The organism is Domibacillus aminovorans (genome assembly GCF_001643235.1).
Classification (GTDB): Bacteria; Bacillota; Bacilli; order Bacillales; family Domibacillaceae; genus Domibacillus; species Domibacillus aminovorans.
This window is the reverse complement of sequence record NZ_LQWY01000042.1, coordinates 17,721-35,046: the sequence shown is the minus strand read 5'-3', so window position 1 is coordinate 35,046 and position 17,326 is coordinate 17,721. Positions and strand designations below refer to the sequence as shown.

General features: G+C 33.4%; 21 protein-coding genes and 1 pseudogene. 16 read left to right on the top strand and 6 right to left on the bottom strand.

Annotated features, from left to right (window positions below; translation table 11 throughout):
* Together AWH49_RS13895 and AWH49_RS13890 are read right to left on the bottom strand one after the other, a co-directional pair.
* Positions 1-429 (bottom strand): IS6 family transposase (locus AWH49_RS13895; protein ID WP_063966210.1); only part of this gene is annotated, 429 nt, incomplete at its 3' end.
* Positions 430-608: 179 nt separating this feature from the next.
* A complete protein-coding gene (locus AWH49_RS13890) occupies positions 609-1,082 on the bottom strand; it encodes a MarR family winged helix-turn-helix transcriptional regulator (protein WP_063966209.1) in 474 nt (157 codons plus the stop codon).
* Positions 1,083-1,233: 151 nt separating this feature from the next.
* On the opposite strand from AWH49_RS13890, the gene AWH49_RS13885 reads away from it, so the two are divergent.
* From AWH49_RS13885 to AWH49_RS13875, 3 genes are all read left to right on the top strand, one after another.
* On the top strand, positions 1,234-1,818 hold the full coding sequence (locus AWH49_RS13885; RefSeq protein WP_063966208.1) for a DUF3238 domain-containing protein: 585 nt from the start codon (positions 1,234-1,236) through the stop codon (positions 1,816-1,818).
* 141 nt (positions 1,819-1,959) lie between these two features.
* Positions 1,960-2,544, top strand: a complete 585-nt coding sequence (locus AWH49_RS13880; protein ID WP_063966207.1) for a DUF3238 domain-containing protein — start codon at positions 1,960-1,962, stop codon at positions 2,542-2,544.
* Positions 2,545-2,616: 72 nt separating this feature from the next.
* Entirely contained in the window at positions 2,617-3,243 is a 627-nt protein-coding gene (locus tag AWH49_RS13875) for an FMN-dependent NADH-azoreductase (protein ID WP_063966206.1), read from the top strand.
* A gap of 349 nt (positions 3,244-3,592) precedes the next feature.
* On the opposite strand, the gene AWH49_RS13870 is transcribed toward AWH49_RS13875, so the two are convergent.
* Together AWH49_RS13870 and AWH49_RS19385 are read right to left on the bottom strand one after the other, a co-directional pair.
* Positions 3,593-4,252, bottom strand: a complete 660-nt coding sequence (locus AWH49_RS13870) for a hypothetical protein (RefSeq protein ID WP_063966205.1) — start codon at positions 4,250-4,252, stop codon at positions 3,593-3,595.
* An 80-nt stretch (positions 4,253-4,332) separates the two neighbouring features.
* Complete coding sequence (locus AWH49_RS19385) at positions 4,333-4,554, bottom strand: helix-turn-helix domain-containing protein (protein WP_082862855.1); 222 nt, start codon at positions 4,552-4,554, stop codon at positions 4,333-4,335.
* Positions 4,555-4,839: 285 nt separating this feature from the next.
* On the opposite strand from AWH49_RS19385, the gene AWH49_RS13860 reads away from it, so the two are divergent.
* Positions 4,840-5,565: a sulfite exporter TauE/SafE family protein gene (locus tag AWH49_RS13860; protein ID WP_063966203.1), complete on the top strand. Its 726-nt coding sequence runs from the start codon at positions 4,840-4,842 to the stop codon at positions 5,563-5,565.
* A gap of 261 nt (positions 5,566-5,826) precedes the next feature.
* Here AWH49_RS13860 and AWH49_RS13855 read toward each other — a convergent pair whose 3' ends face one another.
* Positions 5,827-6,045, bottom strand: a complete 219-nt coding sequence (locus AWH49_RS13855; protein WP_063966202.1) for a hypothetical protein — start codon at positions 6,043-6,045, stop codon at positions 5,827-5,829.
* A gap of 643 nt (positions 6,046-6,688) precedes the next feature.
* Here AWH49_RS13855 and AWH49_RS21010 point away from each other — a divergent pair.
* The 10 genes and pseudogenes from AWH49_RS21010 (at position 6,689) to AWH49_RS13815 (ending at position 14,819) form a co-directional block, all read left to right on the top strand.
* Positions 6,689-6,820, top strand: coding sequence for a hypothetical protein (locus tag AWH49_RS21010; RefSeq protein WP_280512833.1), 132 nt, complete (start codon positions 6,689-6,691; stop codon positions 6,818-6,820).
* A 224-nt stretch (positions 6,821-7,044) separates the two neighbouring features.
* On the top strand, positions 7,045-7,419 hold the full coding sequence (locus tag AWH49_RS13850) for a tyrosine-type recombinase/integrase (protein WP_063966201.1): 375 nt from the start codon (positions 7,045-7,047) through the stop codon (positions 7,417-7,419).
* Between the two features lie 152 nt (positions 7,420-7,571).
* A complete protein-coding gene (locus AWH49_RS20535) occupies positions 7,572-8,294 on the top strand; it encodes a hypothetical protein (protein WP_063966200.1) in 723 nt (240 codons plus the stop codon).
* Positions 8,295-8,922: 628 nt separating this feature from the next.
* A complete protein-coding gene (locus AWH49_RS13840; RefSeq protein ID WP_063966199.1) occupies positions 8,923-9,432 on the top strand; it encodes a MepB family protein in 510 nt (169 codons plus the stop codon).
* Positions 9,433-9,665: 233 nt separating this feature from the next.
* Complete coding sequence (locus AWH49_RS13835; protein ID WP_063966198.1) at positions 9,666-10,424, top strand: class I SAM-dependent methyltransferase; 759 nt, start codon at positions 9,666-9,668, stop codon at positions 10,422-10,424.
* 495 nt (positions 10,425-10,919) lie between these two features.
* Positions 10,920-11,717: a MerR family transcriptional regulator gene (locus AWH49_RS13830; protein WP_063966197.1), complete on the top strand. Its 798-nt coding sequence runs from the start codon at positions 10,920-10,922 to the stop codon at positions 11,715-11,717.
* 22 nt (positions 11,718-11,739) lie between these two features.
* On the top strand, positions 11,740-12,384 hold the full coding sequence (locus AWH49_RS13825) for a DUF1295 domain-containing protein (RefSeq protein ID WP_063966196.1): 645 nt from the start codon (positions 11,740-11,742) through the stop codon (positions 12,382-12,384).
* A gap of 883 nt (positions 12,385-13,267) precedes the next feature.
* Positions 13,268-13,651 (top strand): hypothetical protein, encoded by a 384-nt coding sequence (locus AWH49_RS20530; protein ID WP_063966195.1) that lies wholly within the window; start codon positions 13,268-13,270, stop codon positions 13,649-13,651.
* Positions 13,644-14,023 (top strand): annotated as a pseudogene (locus AWH49_RS20805) (DUF6262 family protein). The gene AWH49_RS20530 and the pseudogene AWH49_RS20805 overlap by 8 nt, the downstream one beginning before the upstream one ends.
* Before the next feature lie 85 nt (positions 14,024-14,108).
* Positions 14,109-14,819 carry an SDR family NAD(P)-dependent oxidoreductase gene (locus AWH49_RS13815; RefSeq protein ID WP_063966194.1) on the top strand — a complete coding sequence of 237 codons (711 nt, stop codon included), beginning with the start codon at positions 14,109-14,111 and terminating at the stop codon, positions 14,817-14,819.
* Positions 14,820-15,233: 414 nt separating this feature from the next.
* Here AWH49_RS13815 and AWH49_RS13810 read toward each other — a convergent pair whose 3' ends face one another.
* Positions 15,234-15,893, bottom strand: coding sequence for an SDR family NAD(P)-dependent oxidoreductase (locus AWH49_RS13810; RefSeq protein ID WP_063966193.1), 660 nt, complete (start codon positions 15,891-15,893; stop codon positions 15,234-15,236).
* A 124-nt stretch (positions 15,894-16,017) separates the two neighbouring features.
* Between AWH49_RS13810 and AWH49_RS13805 the strand changes: the two genes are divergently transcribed.
* Positions 16,018-16,572: a TetR/AcrR family transcriptional regulator gene (locus AWH49_RS13805; RefSeq protein WP_063966192.1), complete on the top strand. Its 555-nt coding sequence runs from the start codon at positions 16,018-16,020 to the stop codon at positions 16,570-16,572.
* 348 nt (positions 16,573-16,920) lie between these two features.
* Positions 16,921-17,304 (top strand): VOC family protein, encoded by a 384-nt coding sequence (locus AWH49_RS13800; RefSeq protein ID WP_063966191.1) that lies wholly within the window; start codon positions 16,921-16,923, stop codon positions 17,302-17,304.
* Positions 17,305-17,326 lie beyond the last annotated feature (22 nt).

Here is a 17,326-nt window from a genome sequence, read left to right as displayed (position 1 = left end):
GTAAGCCGGATTCTTATCGACTGTCACGACACGAGGCTCAGAATGATGAAAAGACTGCAAAGCTTTCTTGAAGAACCGCTTTGCAGCCTTGTGATTTCTTGTTTTGCTTAGGTAAAAATCGATGGTATTTCCTTTCGAATCAACAGCACGATACAGGTACATCCATTGACTTTTTACTTTGATATAGGTTTCATCGACTCTCCAAGAGTCATTGGTTTGCTTGAGATGACGATGGATTCGTTTGTCTAGTTCAGGACCATACTGATGAACCCAACGCATGATCGTTGTATGAGCAATGGATAAGCCCCGTTCCTCCATCAATTCCACCAAATCCCGAAAGCCCAAGTTGTACCGTAGGTACCATCTTACTGTTTGTAAAATAATATCATGATGATAATGTTTCCACTTGAATAAATGTTGCTTTTCCATACTGATCACGCACCTTTTTTAGGGTAATAGTATCAGTATTTCCAAGATTTAAAGATGATTTGCAACTGTCTTGAAGTTTTTGCACCAGAACCGAAAAATGCTTACTTTTACTGTTTAGGGGGACTATTTATTTTTTATGTTGATGAATGTACAAATAGTCCCTTTTATAAGCTCTATGATTACCAGACAGGTCTTAATCTCGTTGGTAATTTATCTTCATTTGCTTCATAAACTAATTTTGTTAAATCTTCTTTGAGCATTTGCAGTCGTTCGGTACCTATGTTTTCAATCCAACGTTGCTCAATCTCAGTTAGTATCTTCTCTTTTGCTTTCACTACTAACCAACCTCGTTCGGTCAAAACAATAATTTTTCCTCTCTTATCAGTGGGATGAGTTTTGCGCATTACATAACCACTTTTCTCAAGATAATCCACCATTTTACTCACAGCTTGCTTTGTAATTCCTAAATATTCGGCTAGTTCTATACCTGTTGCTCCGTTGGGGGTGATACATTTAAACATAAAACCATGTACAGGTCTAATATCTCCAAATCCCAATTCACTCAATCTTTCATGTAGTTCATTAATTGATGTACTAAAGGATAATGATAAAAGTGATGTAAGATCCAATTTACTAAATACTTCATGAGTCATACATAAAACCTCCTCAAATAAAGTCAATTAAGTTGACTTTATTTGAAATACATTGTACTATACACGACATAGTCAATCAAGTTGACTATAATTTGATTATGAAAGAAATAGGATTCACTTAAACAGAATTAATAAATTATGGAGGGTTCTCATGGCTAACATCGTTAAAATTAGAGGAAGTGTATTTGCACCGTATGCTTGGTTGGAACCTATTAAAGATCCTACAACAGGAAGGATCTTTGAATATACTGGTGATGCACGCGAATTTACACCATACGCTGTAAACACAACGAGGTCAAGATTAGAGCAAGAAGTGATTATTGATTTTTATAAAAAAGAAATTTTCACATATGCAAACGCTTGTATGGTAACTGTGAAAGTTACAAATCCAGATGGTTCAATTGATTATAAAGAAGGAAAAACAAGTACAGAAAACATTGTATGTACGAATGTTGTGTGGGGCGCGGATGAAGTTTCTTTTGAAATGAAGGCAAGTGCCAGCAATCCTTTAAATACAAAAGCACCTGCGGCTGATTATTTATTAACTATACGTGTTAATAAAAGTGGTGTTGCGCATATTGAAGGCTCTCATGATGGGTTCCCTTGTTATGAATTTTATAAGCAAACAGATTTTGGTCCATTTGAAGAAATTCATACACATGATTTCAGAAAAACTGGTGACACCCCAGCAGCACTAGCTGGAGAAATGGAATACAGTTTTAAAGCGAAGATTTAGATATAAATATTAAATAAAAAATTACAAGCAGCAAATATTAAAGGAAAGCAATTAATTATATGAAAGAAATTGCGACCTATTTTGCTCAATGGGTCGATATTATTACCCAAAATAAATTTAAGAATTATAGAGGTGTATCTCATGACTAATATCGTTAAAGTTAGAGCAAGTGTATTTATTCCAATGTCTTGGACTGAACCTAAGAAGGATATTCAAACAGGAAACATGATTCAATTCGAAGGTGACTCACGTGAATTTACACCTTATGCTGTAAACGCTATGCGTTCCAGAATTGAACAAGAAGTAGTTGTAGATTTTTATAAAAAAGAAATTTTCACATATGCCAATACTGGAATAACAACAGAAAGAATCACAACTCCTGATGGTTCCGTTAATAAAAGAACAGGAAAAGCTAGTACAGAAGGTATTTTGTGCACTGATGTTGTATGGGGGTCAGATGACGTCAAATTTCAAATGAGTGCTAGTGCTAGCAACCCATTAAATGTATATGCACCTCCCGTTGATTATCTATTAACTGTACATGTCAAAAAAGATGGTACTGTCGATATTCAAGGTGCACATGATGGATTCCCTTGTTATGAATTCTATAAGCAAGTAAATTTTGGTCCATTTGAAGAAATTCATACACATGATTTCAGAGAAACTGGTGATACAGCTGAAGCTCTAGGTGGAGAAATGGAATATAGTTTTAAAAAGATATTATAAAGAATAATATAATGCCCTTTTTAGTAGATAAATATATAACAACATAAGAGTGAATAACAGGAGGAACAAAAAATGACAACAGTTTTATTTGCAAAAGCAAACAATCGCCCAGCAGATCAGGCAGTTAGTGTGAAATTATATGATTCTTTTTTAGCGAGCTATAAAGAATCACATCCAAATGATACAGTGGTAGAACTTGATTTATACAAGGAAGAATTGCCATATGTAGGAGTAGATATGATTAATGGTACTTTTAAAGCTAGTAGAGGATTTGATTTAACAGCAGAAGAAGCAAAAGCAGTAGCTGTTGCTGATAAATATTTAGATCAATTCCTTGCAGCTGATAAAGTTGTATTTGGTTTCCCTTTATGGAATTTAACAATCCCAGCTGTACTACACACATATATTGATTACTTAAACCGCGCGGGAAAAACATTTAAATATACGCCAGAAGGTCCAGTAGGTCTTATTGGAAATAAAAAAATAGCATTATTAAACGCAAGTGGCGGTGTATATTCTGAAGGACCAAAAGCTGAAGTAGAAATGGCTGTTAAATATGTAGCAAGTATGATGAACTTCTTCGGTGTAAAAGATATGGAGAAAGTAGTGATTGAAGGTCACAACCAATTCCCTGATAAAGCAGAAGAAATTATTGCTGCAGGGCTTGAAAAGGCTGTTAAAGTAGCAAGTACGTTCTAATTAACAAAATGCTTGTCACTCTGTATGGCAGTACCAACACTTTTATAGCGGTGGTACTGCTTTTTTTATTCACTTATCTCACTACTTTTGGGCAATGATTTACTAAAAACGACCGATTTTGGATATGGTACGTGAACTTCTCTAAAAACCTCAAAAACTACTTAAATACATAACCAAAAATAGATTATCTAAACAAAAGAAAACCAATATTTTGATCATTCTTTTTTCAAAATGTTGGTTTTTGATTTGCTTTTATATAAGGGTTGAAGGAAAACTATTGATCAAACTTTGTTATAAACCCACACTAAAGCAACACCACTATCAGTAATTATATTTACCTTCCTTTGTTTTATTTGCTAAAGTATTCATCAATGATCCGGCTAGCTATCTCCTGCATACTGGTATCCTGTTGATCAGCCATTTCTTTAATTTTATCCTTTATTTCATTCGATACAGCAATGGAAAGGATCGTTTCACTGGATTCGATTTTTATCTGATTTTGGTGAATAGTTATTTTCCCTTCTTCCAGCTTACTTTCGAGGAAATGAGCCATTTCTGCTGGAACATCATGAAAAGACGTATCTTTCAGTAGAATGGCCATCTGCGATTCTTGAATATCCATATACACATTGGAGATCGATCCTTGCTGATAGAGCAGGTCAATGAATTGACGTGTTAAGGAATAGCCGAGCGGCAGCGCTGAAATCTTGGCGTAACCGGGTGTACCCGTTCGTTTTCCAAATGTTAGAGGATAATCGGGTGTTAATTCAAATTTATAGATTCCTTCATTAAAAGAAACTTCTTCTCCAGATGGCAGAAGTAAAAAGGCCCACTTATCCTTCATCCGGATTAATCTCGCTTCACGGATCTGATCGGAAGAGAAGCGTTGGTAAAATGCATAATTGTTCTTCCGGTCATAAAAGATCCGCTGTTTGATTCGGTCCTGCTGCATACGACGCTGGTGTGTTTCTTTAAAGGTATCGAGATCCACTTTTTGAATAAAGGTCACCTCTTTATTTCTCCATTCCTTCTTATTAAAAGGAATCAGTCCTTCATCCAGGTATGTTTGAACCGCAGATCGAGTTGTTTCTAAATAACCAGCGCTTCACTTATCGTCATGCCCGAATTTCCCTCTAATGTTTGCTTAAATGCGTGTACTGCATCTTTATCAAATAATTTGCCACGGTGCGCCCGCCAAAAATCATCAACGGGGATCAATTTCCCATCCTGTATGTATTTATAGATCGTGGGCACAGATTTATTAAGCAATTCTGCGACCTGTTGAGTTGTATAAAAACTCGTTTTGTTCATAATAGAAGAAACACGACAAAATGAAGACGTTTTTTATCATAGGAAGGTTAAAATGGCGATTGAAGTTTTCTCAAGATAAACTAAAAAAGAAAGGATATACAGCTATGACGATTACATATCCTCACATCGAAGAGTCCAATTTGACACATTATATTTCTCCAAAAGGAGAGTACCAACTGTTTCAAAATGAAGACCATTATGCACAAGAAATGAGGGGGTGGGAGCTTTCTTCCACAAAAAATGTGAAAAAACCAATAAGTGGGTTTGTTAAATTGGAGGGATGTTTTGGGGACTGAATTAATTTTCATAAGTATTATATTAGTGGCTTCTATACTGCAATCAAGTACAGGTCTTGGTTTTTCCATAATGGCAACACCTTTCTTACTAATGTTGTTCCTACCACAGGAAGCCATACAAATAAATATTATTTTATCTTTAATTATCTCAATATCATTAATTTTGAAGATAAGAAAGGACATTGATTTTAAACTAGTAAAAAGATTCACTTTAGGGAGTATAGTTGGTGTACCTTTTGGTGTTTTAATCTTTATTAATATCAACATTAACGCTTTAAAGCTAGGGGTTAGTATACTTCTCTTACTATTAACATTGTTACTGATTTGCAATTTTAAGGTTAAATCAACAAAATTAAGGGACTTCACAGTTGGTGGATTATCAGGTGTTTTAACTACAAGTATCGGTATGCCTGGTCCTCCGTTATTGCTTTACTTTACAGGAACAGATACTGAAAAAGGGAAGTTAAGAGCAACTACTTTAGCTTTTTATCTCTTTATATATTTCATTAGTCTAATAACCCAAATAATTATTACTGGAACTAACAAAATAATATGGGAATCAAGTTTCTATTCAATTCCAATTGTATTTCTTGGTTTATTTATAGGTCAAATTATTTTCAAATGGCTTAGCCAACGGACTTTTAGAATATTTACATATATCCTTTTGATTTGTACAGGGGTCTATCTATTTCTCGAAAGTTTGAGTTTGTTATAGCCATAACTATATTCAATTAACAGGTGCGTTTCTACAATAAGTAGAGACGCTTTTACTATCGGGTTGGTGATTTAAGGATAAACAAAAATGCTGTACTTAGCAAATGCGTAATCAACAATACGTCATTACTAAGTAGTAGACACATAAAGGAAGGGATGACCAGTTAGGTATCCCATTCCAATGCAAGACTATTCAATTGTAGGGAGTGTGAAACCCTTGTTTACATTATGGACGACTAAAGTCTGGTTTATACACGGATAGTTAATTTACCAAACTTTCGATCACAATGGCTGCTTCATCTACATTTTCATATTGTTCAATAGATTGAGTTTGAAGCATTGTTACTTCAATTATAGAAGTGTCTTTTAAGCAACAAACAGATGCTATAGATTGTCCGTCTTTTTCAAAGGTATGAGTGATGTCGATCGCATTGTAAGAACATAACGTTCCTAACAGATCTTTTAGGCTTTCTAAAGACATTTTCAACCCTCCTCTTTAGCCGATGGCATTAGCGTAGTGGATTTTATACTCCATTTATAATGCACATGAAGTTAGAGTGATATCGCATGGAGCCATAATTTGAAGTTCGACAATAAATAGGACAAAACCTCTGCAAAGAGGAAATTTGGGAACAGGTAAAGATCAGCTAGGACAAAGACTATCTGGAAAAAGCCCTTTACCAGAAAGGTCGAACATCAAACCATGAAGAAGTTTACCCACTTCACGGAAATTTATACAAAAAGCTGAGGAAGACCTAAGCAAAAGCAGATTGGAGGGAGGGGGTCCCTACCTGTTTTCAGAATATGTAGCAACGATTCAAATGGTAAAGTTGTAAGTAGTTAATTGAAAAGAACCATTAAAAAAACCGGGTTGCCCCGACCTTAAAAACCGGAAATTAAAGCAGCAAAATGTTCCAGTCAATAACATTATATCTAATTCAATTAAAGTTTATCCAAAAACCAAGGGGAGCCAAAGCCCTCGGCCAGTAGGAGTGAATCTGTCGTATGCAAGAGGGAGTTGAGTTCTCGTGCAATAACAGTTTAACTATCCAAAAGGAATTTATGTGCAGCAACCAAAGTTATATCCAGTCGATACAAACAATGGACACATAAGGAAGAATAGCATGTCGATCATTAAGCAACTGGACGGTATAAAAGAAAACCTTCCTGCTGTTGCGGATTTGTTAGAAGATGAAGCGACAGAGCCGAAATCAGCGGTTGATGTTATTAGGAAAATCGCTAAAAAGGTTAATTAATAGTACGTTGTTATTTCGATATAAAAAAAGCCGGGTTACCCCAGCTTTAATTATTCGAAATTAACATAGCAAAATGTTTCGTATAATAACATTATTTCCATTTAATTAAAGTTTATACAAAAAAAACAAAAATTGCATCAAGTTGACACACAAGGAGGAGTCAGATAATATTATGGAATGTTTTTGTGAACAAAAAGAAACGTATGAGTTAAAAGGAGAAAGTGATGCGCAGTATTATCAAGTACCGGAAGGCTCGTTTCCTGTCAGCCGATTTTCCAAACGATAGCATGGAGCCGCTTTTCCCAACAGGTACAGGTAAGGCATTTTCTCCTCCTTACTTGGCAAAGTATCTCGGTAATGCCCTTGAGCGACTGGATCTTCCTTTTATGGCAGCCCGAAAAACAAGAATCACCGCTCATGTTTTCCGACACTCATTCGCCATCATTTCTTATCTCAATGGCGTGGACATTTACGACATCATGAGAGCATTAGGGCACGAAAAGATTGAAACAACGATGATCTATTTGCAAAAGATAATGGACCGCGAGAAACATGCGATTCATAAGTGGAAAGACGGGTCGCTTGGCAGATATATATAATAGAAGAAACACGACAAATTGAAGCCGCTTTTTAAGGATTCTTTTTGTATGTCGTAGAATACGGGTTCGCGAGATATTTTCGTTCAAACTTTATTTCAAACTAACAGCAGAAACCAGAGCGGTGTTAGATGATTAGTTGGGAGGCAAGAGAAATGAAAAAATGGATGGTTGCTTCATTATTTTTTTGTTTTCATCTTATGGGCTGCTCGAACAATGATATAACTAGGGGAGAGCCGCCAAAAGCCATGATTCAGATTGAAAAAAAATCATATGATACCAAACTGGGGAGTTATTGCTGGGATGGTACCTGTGCGGATAGTGCGGGATCAGTGGACTTGTTAAGAGGCAAACCACCTATAAAAGTGAAACCAAATGAAGAAGTAAAATTTCTTATAAATCACGAACCCAAGCCAAATGAAATTCACGTTAAAAAGAATAATAACGGAAATGAAACAGAAGTATTTGTGAAAAATAATCATTTCAGGGCACCAAAAGAAAAGGGCATCTACTACTTTGACTATGGTGTGTGGTGGATGGATGAGAAAGAAGAGCACCTCTCACAGGGGGATGCCAACTATGCATTTGTTCTGGAAGTGACAAGTGACAGCAGGGAGGATAATAGAGAGTATATAAAAAATGCTTGGGCATATGTAAATGAAAACGGCTGGGAAGAAACGGCTTCAAAGGATTGGGAAAATGCAAAAGTAGAAAAAAGGGTTGTAAATGATGACTATGTTTTAACAGATAAAAACTTTTTAAATAAAGAAGTCCTAGTAGTAATATTCCAAGAAGCTGAAAAAGTCGTTAGCGGTGCTCCAACCATTTTAGTTGATCCTAAAACGTCTAGAGTGATAGGCTATTTGCCGATAGAGTAACTAGCCCTTATGCTTGCTTCTTATCTTGGATAAATGCTGCTAGATATAGGGCACAGAAGATTTGAAAATTATAATCGTATTGAAAAGAGGGAATGTCATGAAAAGAACAACTATTTTTTCTTTGATCATTTCTATTTGTTATTCAGTCATAACGGGCTGCCATTCAGAAGATACATCTCCAGACAAATTTGTACAATGGGGAAAAACTGTGGATTTAAAATAAAGTCGCGAAGTATATAAAAAAGATGCGATGCTTTGAATAAAGTCGCGATGCTTTGCCCCTTTGGATATGGTTATCTAAAGGGGTGTTTTTATAGTGAAAGTGTAGGTTTGAAAAAAAGATTGATCATTTAGAAAAAAGATTGATAATTAATAATAAAGTCCGATGAAAAATCCTGTTAATTCAGGATTTTTCTTATTTCACTATCGGGCAGATTAGTTGAAGTATGTATGGACTAAAAAAAGTATGTTTATGGATGGAGTATCCTTATAGGGCTATACTTTTTTCAAAAATGTCTTGGTTTTCATTTCGCTCTAAGATAAGAAAATTTTGACGACATTTTATGATTAGCCTATTCTATTCAAGAAGGTATTGTATTTCGTAGTATAAAAAATAAGGAGTACAACAATGAATAAATTTTATAGGGCGTTAACATATGTAAATGAAATTTTTTATGAACCTAATCACTTAACTATAAAAGCTATCCGAGAAGAAGCTCAAAATTCAGATTATGGAGCTGGGATATTTCAGCTAAATTCTAAAACGGTTAGATTTAGAGTCGCAAAAATAACACCTACCAAGATAGGACAGTTTGTTGCCTTTTGGGAAAAAGATGGAGATAATAAAAACCAAGCATTTTCATATGAAAATGCTACTGATTTATTGGTTATTAATACCTTTACTAGTAATAATCATTTTGGACAATTCATTTTTCCAAAAGAAGTTCTTGTAAAGCAAAATATCCTTAAAACGGCCACTGCAAAAGGAAAAATGGCAATTAGAGTTTATCCTAGTTGGGACACTCCCACTAGCAAACAAGCTATCGAAACACAAAAATGGCAATTAGCATATTTTATTGATGTGAACAATACAAATAATTTACCAATACAAGAACTATTAAAACTATATTCCAACTAAAATTGGATGGCCCTAAACCAGCTAATAGTTTGTGAAGAATAGTATTTAAACTAACGAGGGCGTTAATTAAAGATCATTGAGTCTAAAAAAAGTATATAATGTTACAATATTGTATAGAAAGTGAGTGATTTAATATGATAGTCAGCTCTTTACCTACATCTAACAAATTTGAGGTGCGGAAGTTTTAATAATTCAATTAAAGTTCTTCCGCATATTATATCGGAGGAAAAGAAATGTTTAGTTATTATGGTGCATTAAGTACGGAAGTATATGATTTTACCAAGCCAGTGGGGTATTCAATTGACGGTGATATTGAATATTATCATGAAAGATTAAAAGGGACTAGAGGGAAGATACTTGAAGCTGGTGTCGGGTCAGGACGATTCTTTATTCCTTTGCTTGAAAAGGGATTTATTGTTGATGGCATCGACTATTCACCTGAAATGTTAGATTCTTGTCGGAAAAGATGCAGAGAAAGAGGTTTAAATCCGAAGCTATATGAAGGTAACTTAAGTAGTTTTTCTTTGGAATCAAAATATGAAGCTATTGTTATACCTACAGGCTCCTTTTGTTTGATAGAGAGTACAAAAGAAGCTAAAGATGCTCTGAAATGCTTTTATAATCATCTTATGCCAGGGGGACGTGTAATAGTTGATTTGGAATTCCCAAGTAATTGGCGTACAGGAGAAATTACTACTTCAACCTTTTCTCTTTCTAAAGAAGAAGGCATTTCATTAGAAAACAAATCAATTGAAATCAACTGGGTCGACCAATATACCTTATCTTATTTAAAATACGAGAAATGGAGAAAAGGTAAGCTAGTAGACACAGAATTACAGAAGTTTGCAATGAGATGGTACGGAATCGAAGAATTCAAACTTATATTAGAAAGCGTTGGTTTTTCTGATATTACTTGTTCTGCCGATTATACTTACAAAAAGCAACCATCAAAAGATAGCCAACTCATTACATTTGAAGCTGTACGAAAATAATATAATCGCACATTTATGAAACTGGATGTCTGCAAAAGAACTGAGCGTTATTTCTCGCTCAGTTCTTATATATATATAAGACTTTTAAATAAACCTGCTAATAGTTTGTGAAGAATTACACTTAAACTAATGTAGGTTTGAAAAAAAGTTTGATAATTTATAACAAAGTCTGATCATTTATAAAAAAGATTGATAATTAATAATAAAGTCCGATGAAAAATCCTGTTAATTCAGGATTTTTCTTATTTCACTATCGGGGCAGATTAGTTGAAGTATGTATGGACTAAAAAAAGTATGTTTATGGATGGAGTTGTAGCTTTATAAAAAAGATTGATAATTTGTAATAAAGTTTGATTAAAATAGCAAAATAGAATACTGAAAATGAGTTTTCGCTATTCCACTAATTAACCTAATAAAAAATTCACCTGTATTGATTGACCTTACCCTAACAGGAGACTCTATATTTAAAGTACTACATAACAGGAGGTGATCATTATGCTTTCAATTGGGGAGTTCTCTAAAATATCACATCTCACTCTGAAAACGCTTCGCTACTATGATGAAATTGGTCTTCTCAAGCCTGCTTTCACAGACGCTAAGAGCGGATATCGTTACTATAATATTTCACAATTAGAAACAGCATTATTGATTTCACGCTTAAAAACTTATTTATTTTCTCTCGATGAAATCAAGGTTATTTTAATTAATTGGCACGATACCGATCTTTTTCAGGTAAAAATGAAAACCAAACAAGAAAATCTAACGCAACAGATAACTATTTATTCTTCTCTATTAAAGAAATTAGAGCTTGATATTCAACTATTAGAAGAAGAGAAAAACATCATGGGTTATTTAGACCAAATTGACATCAAACTTGTCGATCATTTAACATTCAATATTTTATCTCAGAGAAAACAAATTAATATTTCTGACTTCTTGATACATTTTAATGAATTGTTTAGTAAAGTAGTTTTTGAAAAATTAACACCTACGGCTAAACCGCTTGCTATTTTTCATAGTGCTGAATATGTACCAGAAAACTATGACGTAGAAATTGCGATCCCCATTGTAGAAGCTATAAATGAAACAAAAGTGTTTAACCCTGGTATTTGTGCAATGGCTACACTAATTGGTTCTTATGATGAATTACCTTCTATTCATACAAAGTTACATGCATGGATTGAAGAAAATCATTATAAACTGAATGGTACTCCTTTTGAAGTTTATCAAACGGACCCTCATACAACACTGGAGGAACATAATATCATAGAAATATATTTCCCAATAAAATAAATACACGAAGGAGCTAATCCCCATGTATGGTATACACAAACCAACTATAAAAGAAAAAATTTTGATTTTTTTTGCTGAAATTATATATTTAATCATTGCATATTATTTACTTTTCATTGCTTACGAAAAATCAGCCATTTCAATCGGGCTTTTTATCGCATTAATTATTACAACAGTTAGACTAACAGCTATGATGTTTATTTGGCTACCTAGAGGCATTAGTTGGCAAGAAGCTATCATGAACAGTGCAGCTTTTGGAATTTATTATTTAGGCTTCCCCATTTTAATGATAATCGGTAATCAGGAGCCAAACTTGACTTTACTTATTATAGGTTGGATATTGTTTTTAGTAGGCAGTATGTTAAATACTGTTTCAGAATTGCTTAGAAAACCTTTTAAAGACAATCCTGCAAATAAAGGAAAATTGTATACAGGCGGGTTATTTAAATATGCGATTCATATTAATTATCTTGGAGATTGCCTTTGGGTACTAGGTTTAGTGCTCATATCTAATAATATTTATAGTTTGCTTATTCCTCTAGGTCTATTCTTAGTATTTGTTTTTGGCTATATTCCAAAATCCGATGATTATTTACAAAACAAATATGGAGAGCAATTTACAGCATACAAAAAGAAAACAAAAAAATTAATTCCATTTATCTGGTGAATCATCACAATAGACAATCCAAGCTTTCTCAAAATATAAGATCATTTTGGATCTTATATTTTTTAGGCGACTTCATATTGTTGGTTTGAAATAAAGTCGTACCGTTTATAAAAATGATGCACCGTTTTACCCCTTTGGAAAAATTATTTAAGGGTGTGTTATAGTGAAAAGGAAAAGAATATCTGAATTGAAAAGTGGATTAAGGAACTGTTGATTGACAATAGAGTTGTTCCATTAAAGGACCAGATAATGAAGTAACCCCTTGCGAAAATTATGGAGATTTGAAATTATTGTTATTAAGCAAAAGGGCAGAATAGTTGAAGAAACTAACTTCAGAAGGTATAAAAAGAGGCGTTTTATGAATGACATAACACTAAAAAAAATAATAAACATCAATGTAATAACATTTTTCTTTTTGTGGATAATAATTTTTTAGATGGTGCCGACAAGCCACCACCAATAGGTTTTTTTTGGATTGTCCTCTTAGTCACATTATTAGATGTTGCACAATTTTTCTATCTAAAAAGATTTCTTCCCAAATTGAGTAAGAAAACAAAAGGGTTATTTTTTATGAATTTGCTCTATTTTTTTATAGGGGGAATTCTTGTTAGTATTCTAACAATATTAACTCAGCTGAATTTATTAAGTATAAGATTATTAAATACTTTATTTTGGGTAGCGAGTATTATCATTGCATCCTTAATAAATGCTGTTTGTTTTTACATTTTTAATCTAATACTTTTTACGATACTTCAAAAAAGAATAGAAAGAAGTGCTTTATAATATTTTCTACAATTGGGCGCGATTGTTGAGCAAAACATGTAGAAAATGATCAACCTTTTTTATAAAAACTAAATTCAAATCCATAAAAGAGGAATTCATTTTGATCAATCTTTTTACAAAATGGATTCTTTTTATTTACTCTAAAATGAGGGTTTGTGGGGCATTTTTGATCAAACATTATTTTAAAGCTACAAATTGCCCATATGCAGAAGAACCACCATGTTTAACCTGTAACGGTGGTAAGCCATGTAAAGATTTAGCTGTAGGTTTGTCAGAAATGGACGCTGCCAAATATGAGATTCATATTCAATCGACATCCAAAATGATTGAAGTTGCCCAGCAATATGGCCGAGAAGAAATCCTAGAGAAAAATCAGAAAAACCTTAATAGATTACAAGACATATACAACATGATTAAACAAGGTAATATTATCTTTGGGCGATTAGAATGGATGAAACGAAAGCAAGATGTTACAAATGACTAAATATAACCGTAGAGAACATTTAAAACAGCTTCATGAAGAAAGAAAAGCAAATACCTTTCAAAAGTCGATGAAGCGATAAAACGGCTTATAAAAGCGAAAGAAAGCATAAACTTTAATAGCGTAGCAAGTGAATCGGGAGTTAGCAAAGCAACGCTTTACAACAACCCCAAAATTAGAGAACGGATCGACTCTTTACGGCAGCAGCAAGTCCAAGTCCTCACTTCAAAACAAATTGAACGTGAAATAGATGAGAACAACAAAGATGCCATTATTGCTTTATTAAAACGTAGGGTTAAGAAGTTAGAGGAAGAAAAAAAGGAATTACGAGAACAGTTAAAATTGGTCTACTCAGAAGTTTATAAAAAAATGTAAACCATTTTATAGGGGACATCGTACCTATTCTTCACTAAAGGGGTTAGTGGAAGAAAAAATAAAAGGAGAATGTGGTGAGTGAGTATTGAAAAAGGCAATAGTTGTTGGTGCTAGTTCTGGTATTGGGAAAGAATTAGCTACGGTTTTATCGAACGAGGGGTATATAGTTGGTTTGGTTGCTAGAAGAACAGAAAATCTACTTGAACTTCAAAAACAGCTCCCGCACAAATCATTTATCAAGTGTATTGATATTTCACACCCAACTGACGCGAAGAACCTTCTAGAAGAACTTATCAAAGAAATGGAGGGAATGGATGTAATTATTATTAGCTCTGGTGTGGGACATCTTAACTCTAATTTGAACATGGATTTAGAAAAAGAGACAATTGATGTAAATGTTTCAGGGTTTGTAGTAATGTCTAATATTGCGTATAAACATTTTGTATCAAAAGGTTCTGGACATATAGTAGGTGTATCGTCTATTGGAGCCTTAATGGCGAATCCTACTGCACCTGCGTACAATGCTTCAAAAACCTTTGTATCTAATTACCTAGTCAGTATTCGAAAAAAGTTAAAGTTGCAGAAGGTAAACGTTTTAGTGACCGATGTAAAATGTGGGTTCATTGATACGAATATGGCTAAAGGTGATAAAGATAAAATGTTTTGGGTAGCGTCTCCAGAAAAAGCTGCTCTGCAAATATATGATAGTTTAAAAAAGAAAAAGAAGACAGTATATGTTTCTAAACGATGGCGTATTATTGCTTGGGTATTAAAAATTCATTCACTATCTAATTAAGAACAAAATTCCTTCAAAGGAACTGTGGACTTTTCTTATTATGACTAACCTGCGTTAGTACAATAAAGAAAATCAAAGAGACGGCACATATTAAACATGAACAATATGTGCCGTCCTTTTATTTTAAAGGATTTTTTCAATTTAGGTCTTGATAATTTATAAAAGTTCGATTATTTAAAATAAAGTTTGATTAAAAATCCTGTTTTTGCAGAAGAGCTTCCAATTACTATTACACGATCACCTTTTTTAAATAGTGCATAGCAATGCCCTTACCAATACCATATGTACCGCCTGTTATAAGGATTGTTTTCATTCTCCTCAATTAAAAATAACTATAAATTATACATTAATAAACTAGCCGATATTCTGTAAGAGAAAGAATATCGGCTGAAACCTTTATCATAATAAAAAACATTAATTCATTTTTGGATAAACTGTTTCGAATTGGTCTTGTTTATCATATAAATCATACCAAGTTTCAGCAATTAAGTCAGGGTCTCCCTCAGTACCCTTCTTTATTAACGTTGCCACAGCAAGAAAACCAACATAGATGCCTTCTTCTTTTAATAAATTGTGTAAATTAAGAGCGTAATTTCGTAAACCAGAACATACAATTCCTGTATTGCCTAATTCCGGAATAGGGTGTAATGCTGATATTCCACTATTAAACAGAATAGCACCAGATCCTTTTTCTTTCATGGAAGGTAAGACTGTTTGTACTAATTTAATAGCAGGAAGTACTTGCATTTTGTATTGTTCCTCGACATCATCAATGTTCATTTCTAATGCATGTCTAAAAGTTTGTGGACCAGCATATGGACTAAATTCTACAACATCTATTGTTCCGAAATCCGATTGTACTTGTTTTAATGTAGAACCTAGTTTTTCTAAATCACGAACGTCTGATACATAATACTTTGAATTAATATTTAAAGCTTTTAGTTCGATTACTAACGGGACTAAAGTACTCTCATGTAAAGAAATTAAAGCGACATTAAAATCTTTAGAGCCGAATTTTTTAGCTAGAGATAACCCTAAACCAGGACCAGCACCAATAATTGCGATTGTTTTCATATATAAAACCACCTTTTTTTTGTTATAATCAAAACAACAATTGTTGCTTTAATGTAATTGTAAAACGATTTATACTCAGTAACAACCAACAAAATTGATGATTTGTTGTGATAAGGAGAGAAATATGAAAGTACAAAATATCCGAATGACAGCAACAAAAAAACTGATTGAGGAAGCATTTACAGATCTTTTAAGAAAGAAGGGTATTGAAAAAATAACAATAAAGAATATTACTGAGCGTGCAAAAATAAATAGAGCCACTTTCTATGCGCATTATGAGGATAAATACCAATTATTTGATGAGATGATCAAAGGCGCGGCTACTGAATTGATTAATGTTCATACAAAGGAAGAGAATATTTGGAATCAGAAACAAGTTACATGTTTAACTCAAGCCGTATTCGAATATTTGAATCAAGTAAAAATGAGCTGTCCATACAGCTATCAAAATTTATTCCCGTTATTACGAATGAAAATGCTGAATGCTTTAAAAACACACCTGGAGTCACTATTTAACTCGAATAATATTAGTGAGATAAAAGAATTCAATATTTTGATGTATTCGAGGATTATATACGATGCTGCAGAAGTATTAGTAGTTGAGAAAACGAATTTAACTTATACTGAGGTGATTGAAGAAATTTCGGAAATAATCCTTGATAATAATCAAAGTTTTTGAATTAATGTACTTAAACAATCGGGGGCTATAGTCCAATAAGAAATGATCAAACTTTATTATAAAAAGTTGTTATTTAATCAAACAGAAAACCGTTATTTTGATCAATCTTTTTCAAAATAACGTTTTATTAATTGCTGTTAGTGTAAGGGTTAGTGGTGAATTTTAATCAAACTTTATTTTAAAGCTACATAATGTTGATATTTGCTAGTTTTCTGAATCATTGGTATATTTTAAAGAACAAATGTTTGTGGTAGGCTGGAAAATGAGCAGAGCGTTCGGTAACTTGTTAAGACATGTGGTATGGACTAATATTTTGGGTTCTTAAATTTTCAATGAGGAGGGTGAAAAATGAAGTTAGTAATGAAATATGTAATTTTATATGTGAATGATTTTGAAAAAACAATGGATTTCTATAAAGGTATTCTTGGGCTGCCAGTTAAGATGCAACAAGATACGTATGTTGAATTTGATACAGGTGCCATAACTTTATCGATTAACACTCGTAAGGATGTAAAAGAGTTAACAGGCTTAAATGTTCCTGAAGGTTCTGCTCCAACGCAAACATTTGAGGTTGGATTTGTTGTAGAAGATGTTGTAGCAACAATCGAAACCCTACGTCAACAAGGGGTTACAATCTTAAAGGAACCTGTTACAAAGCCGTGGGGACAAACAGTTGCATATGTAGCAGACCCAGATGGACATTATATTGAAATTTGCACTTCTGTTGAATAAATTAGGCTGAAGGAAACCTTAG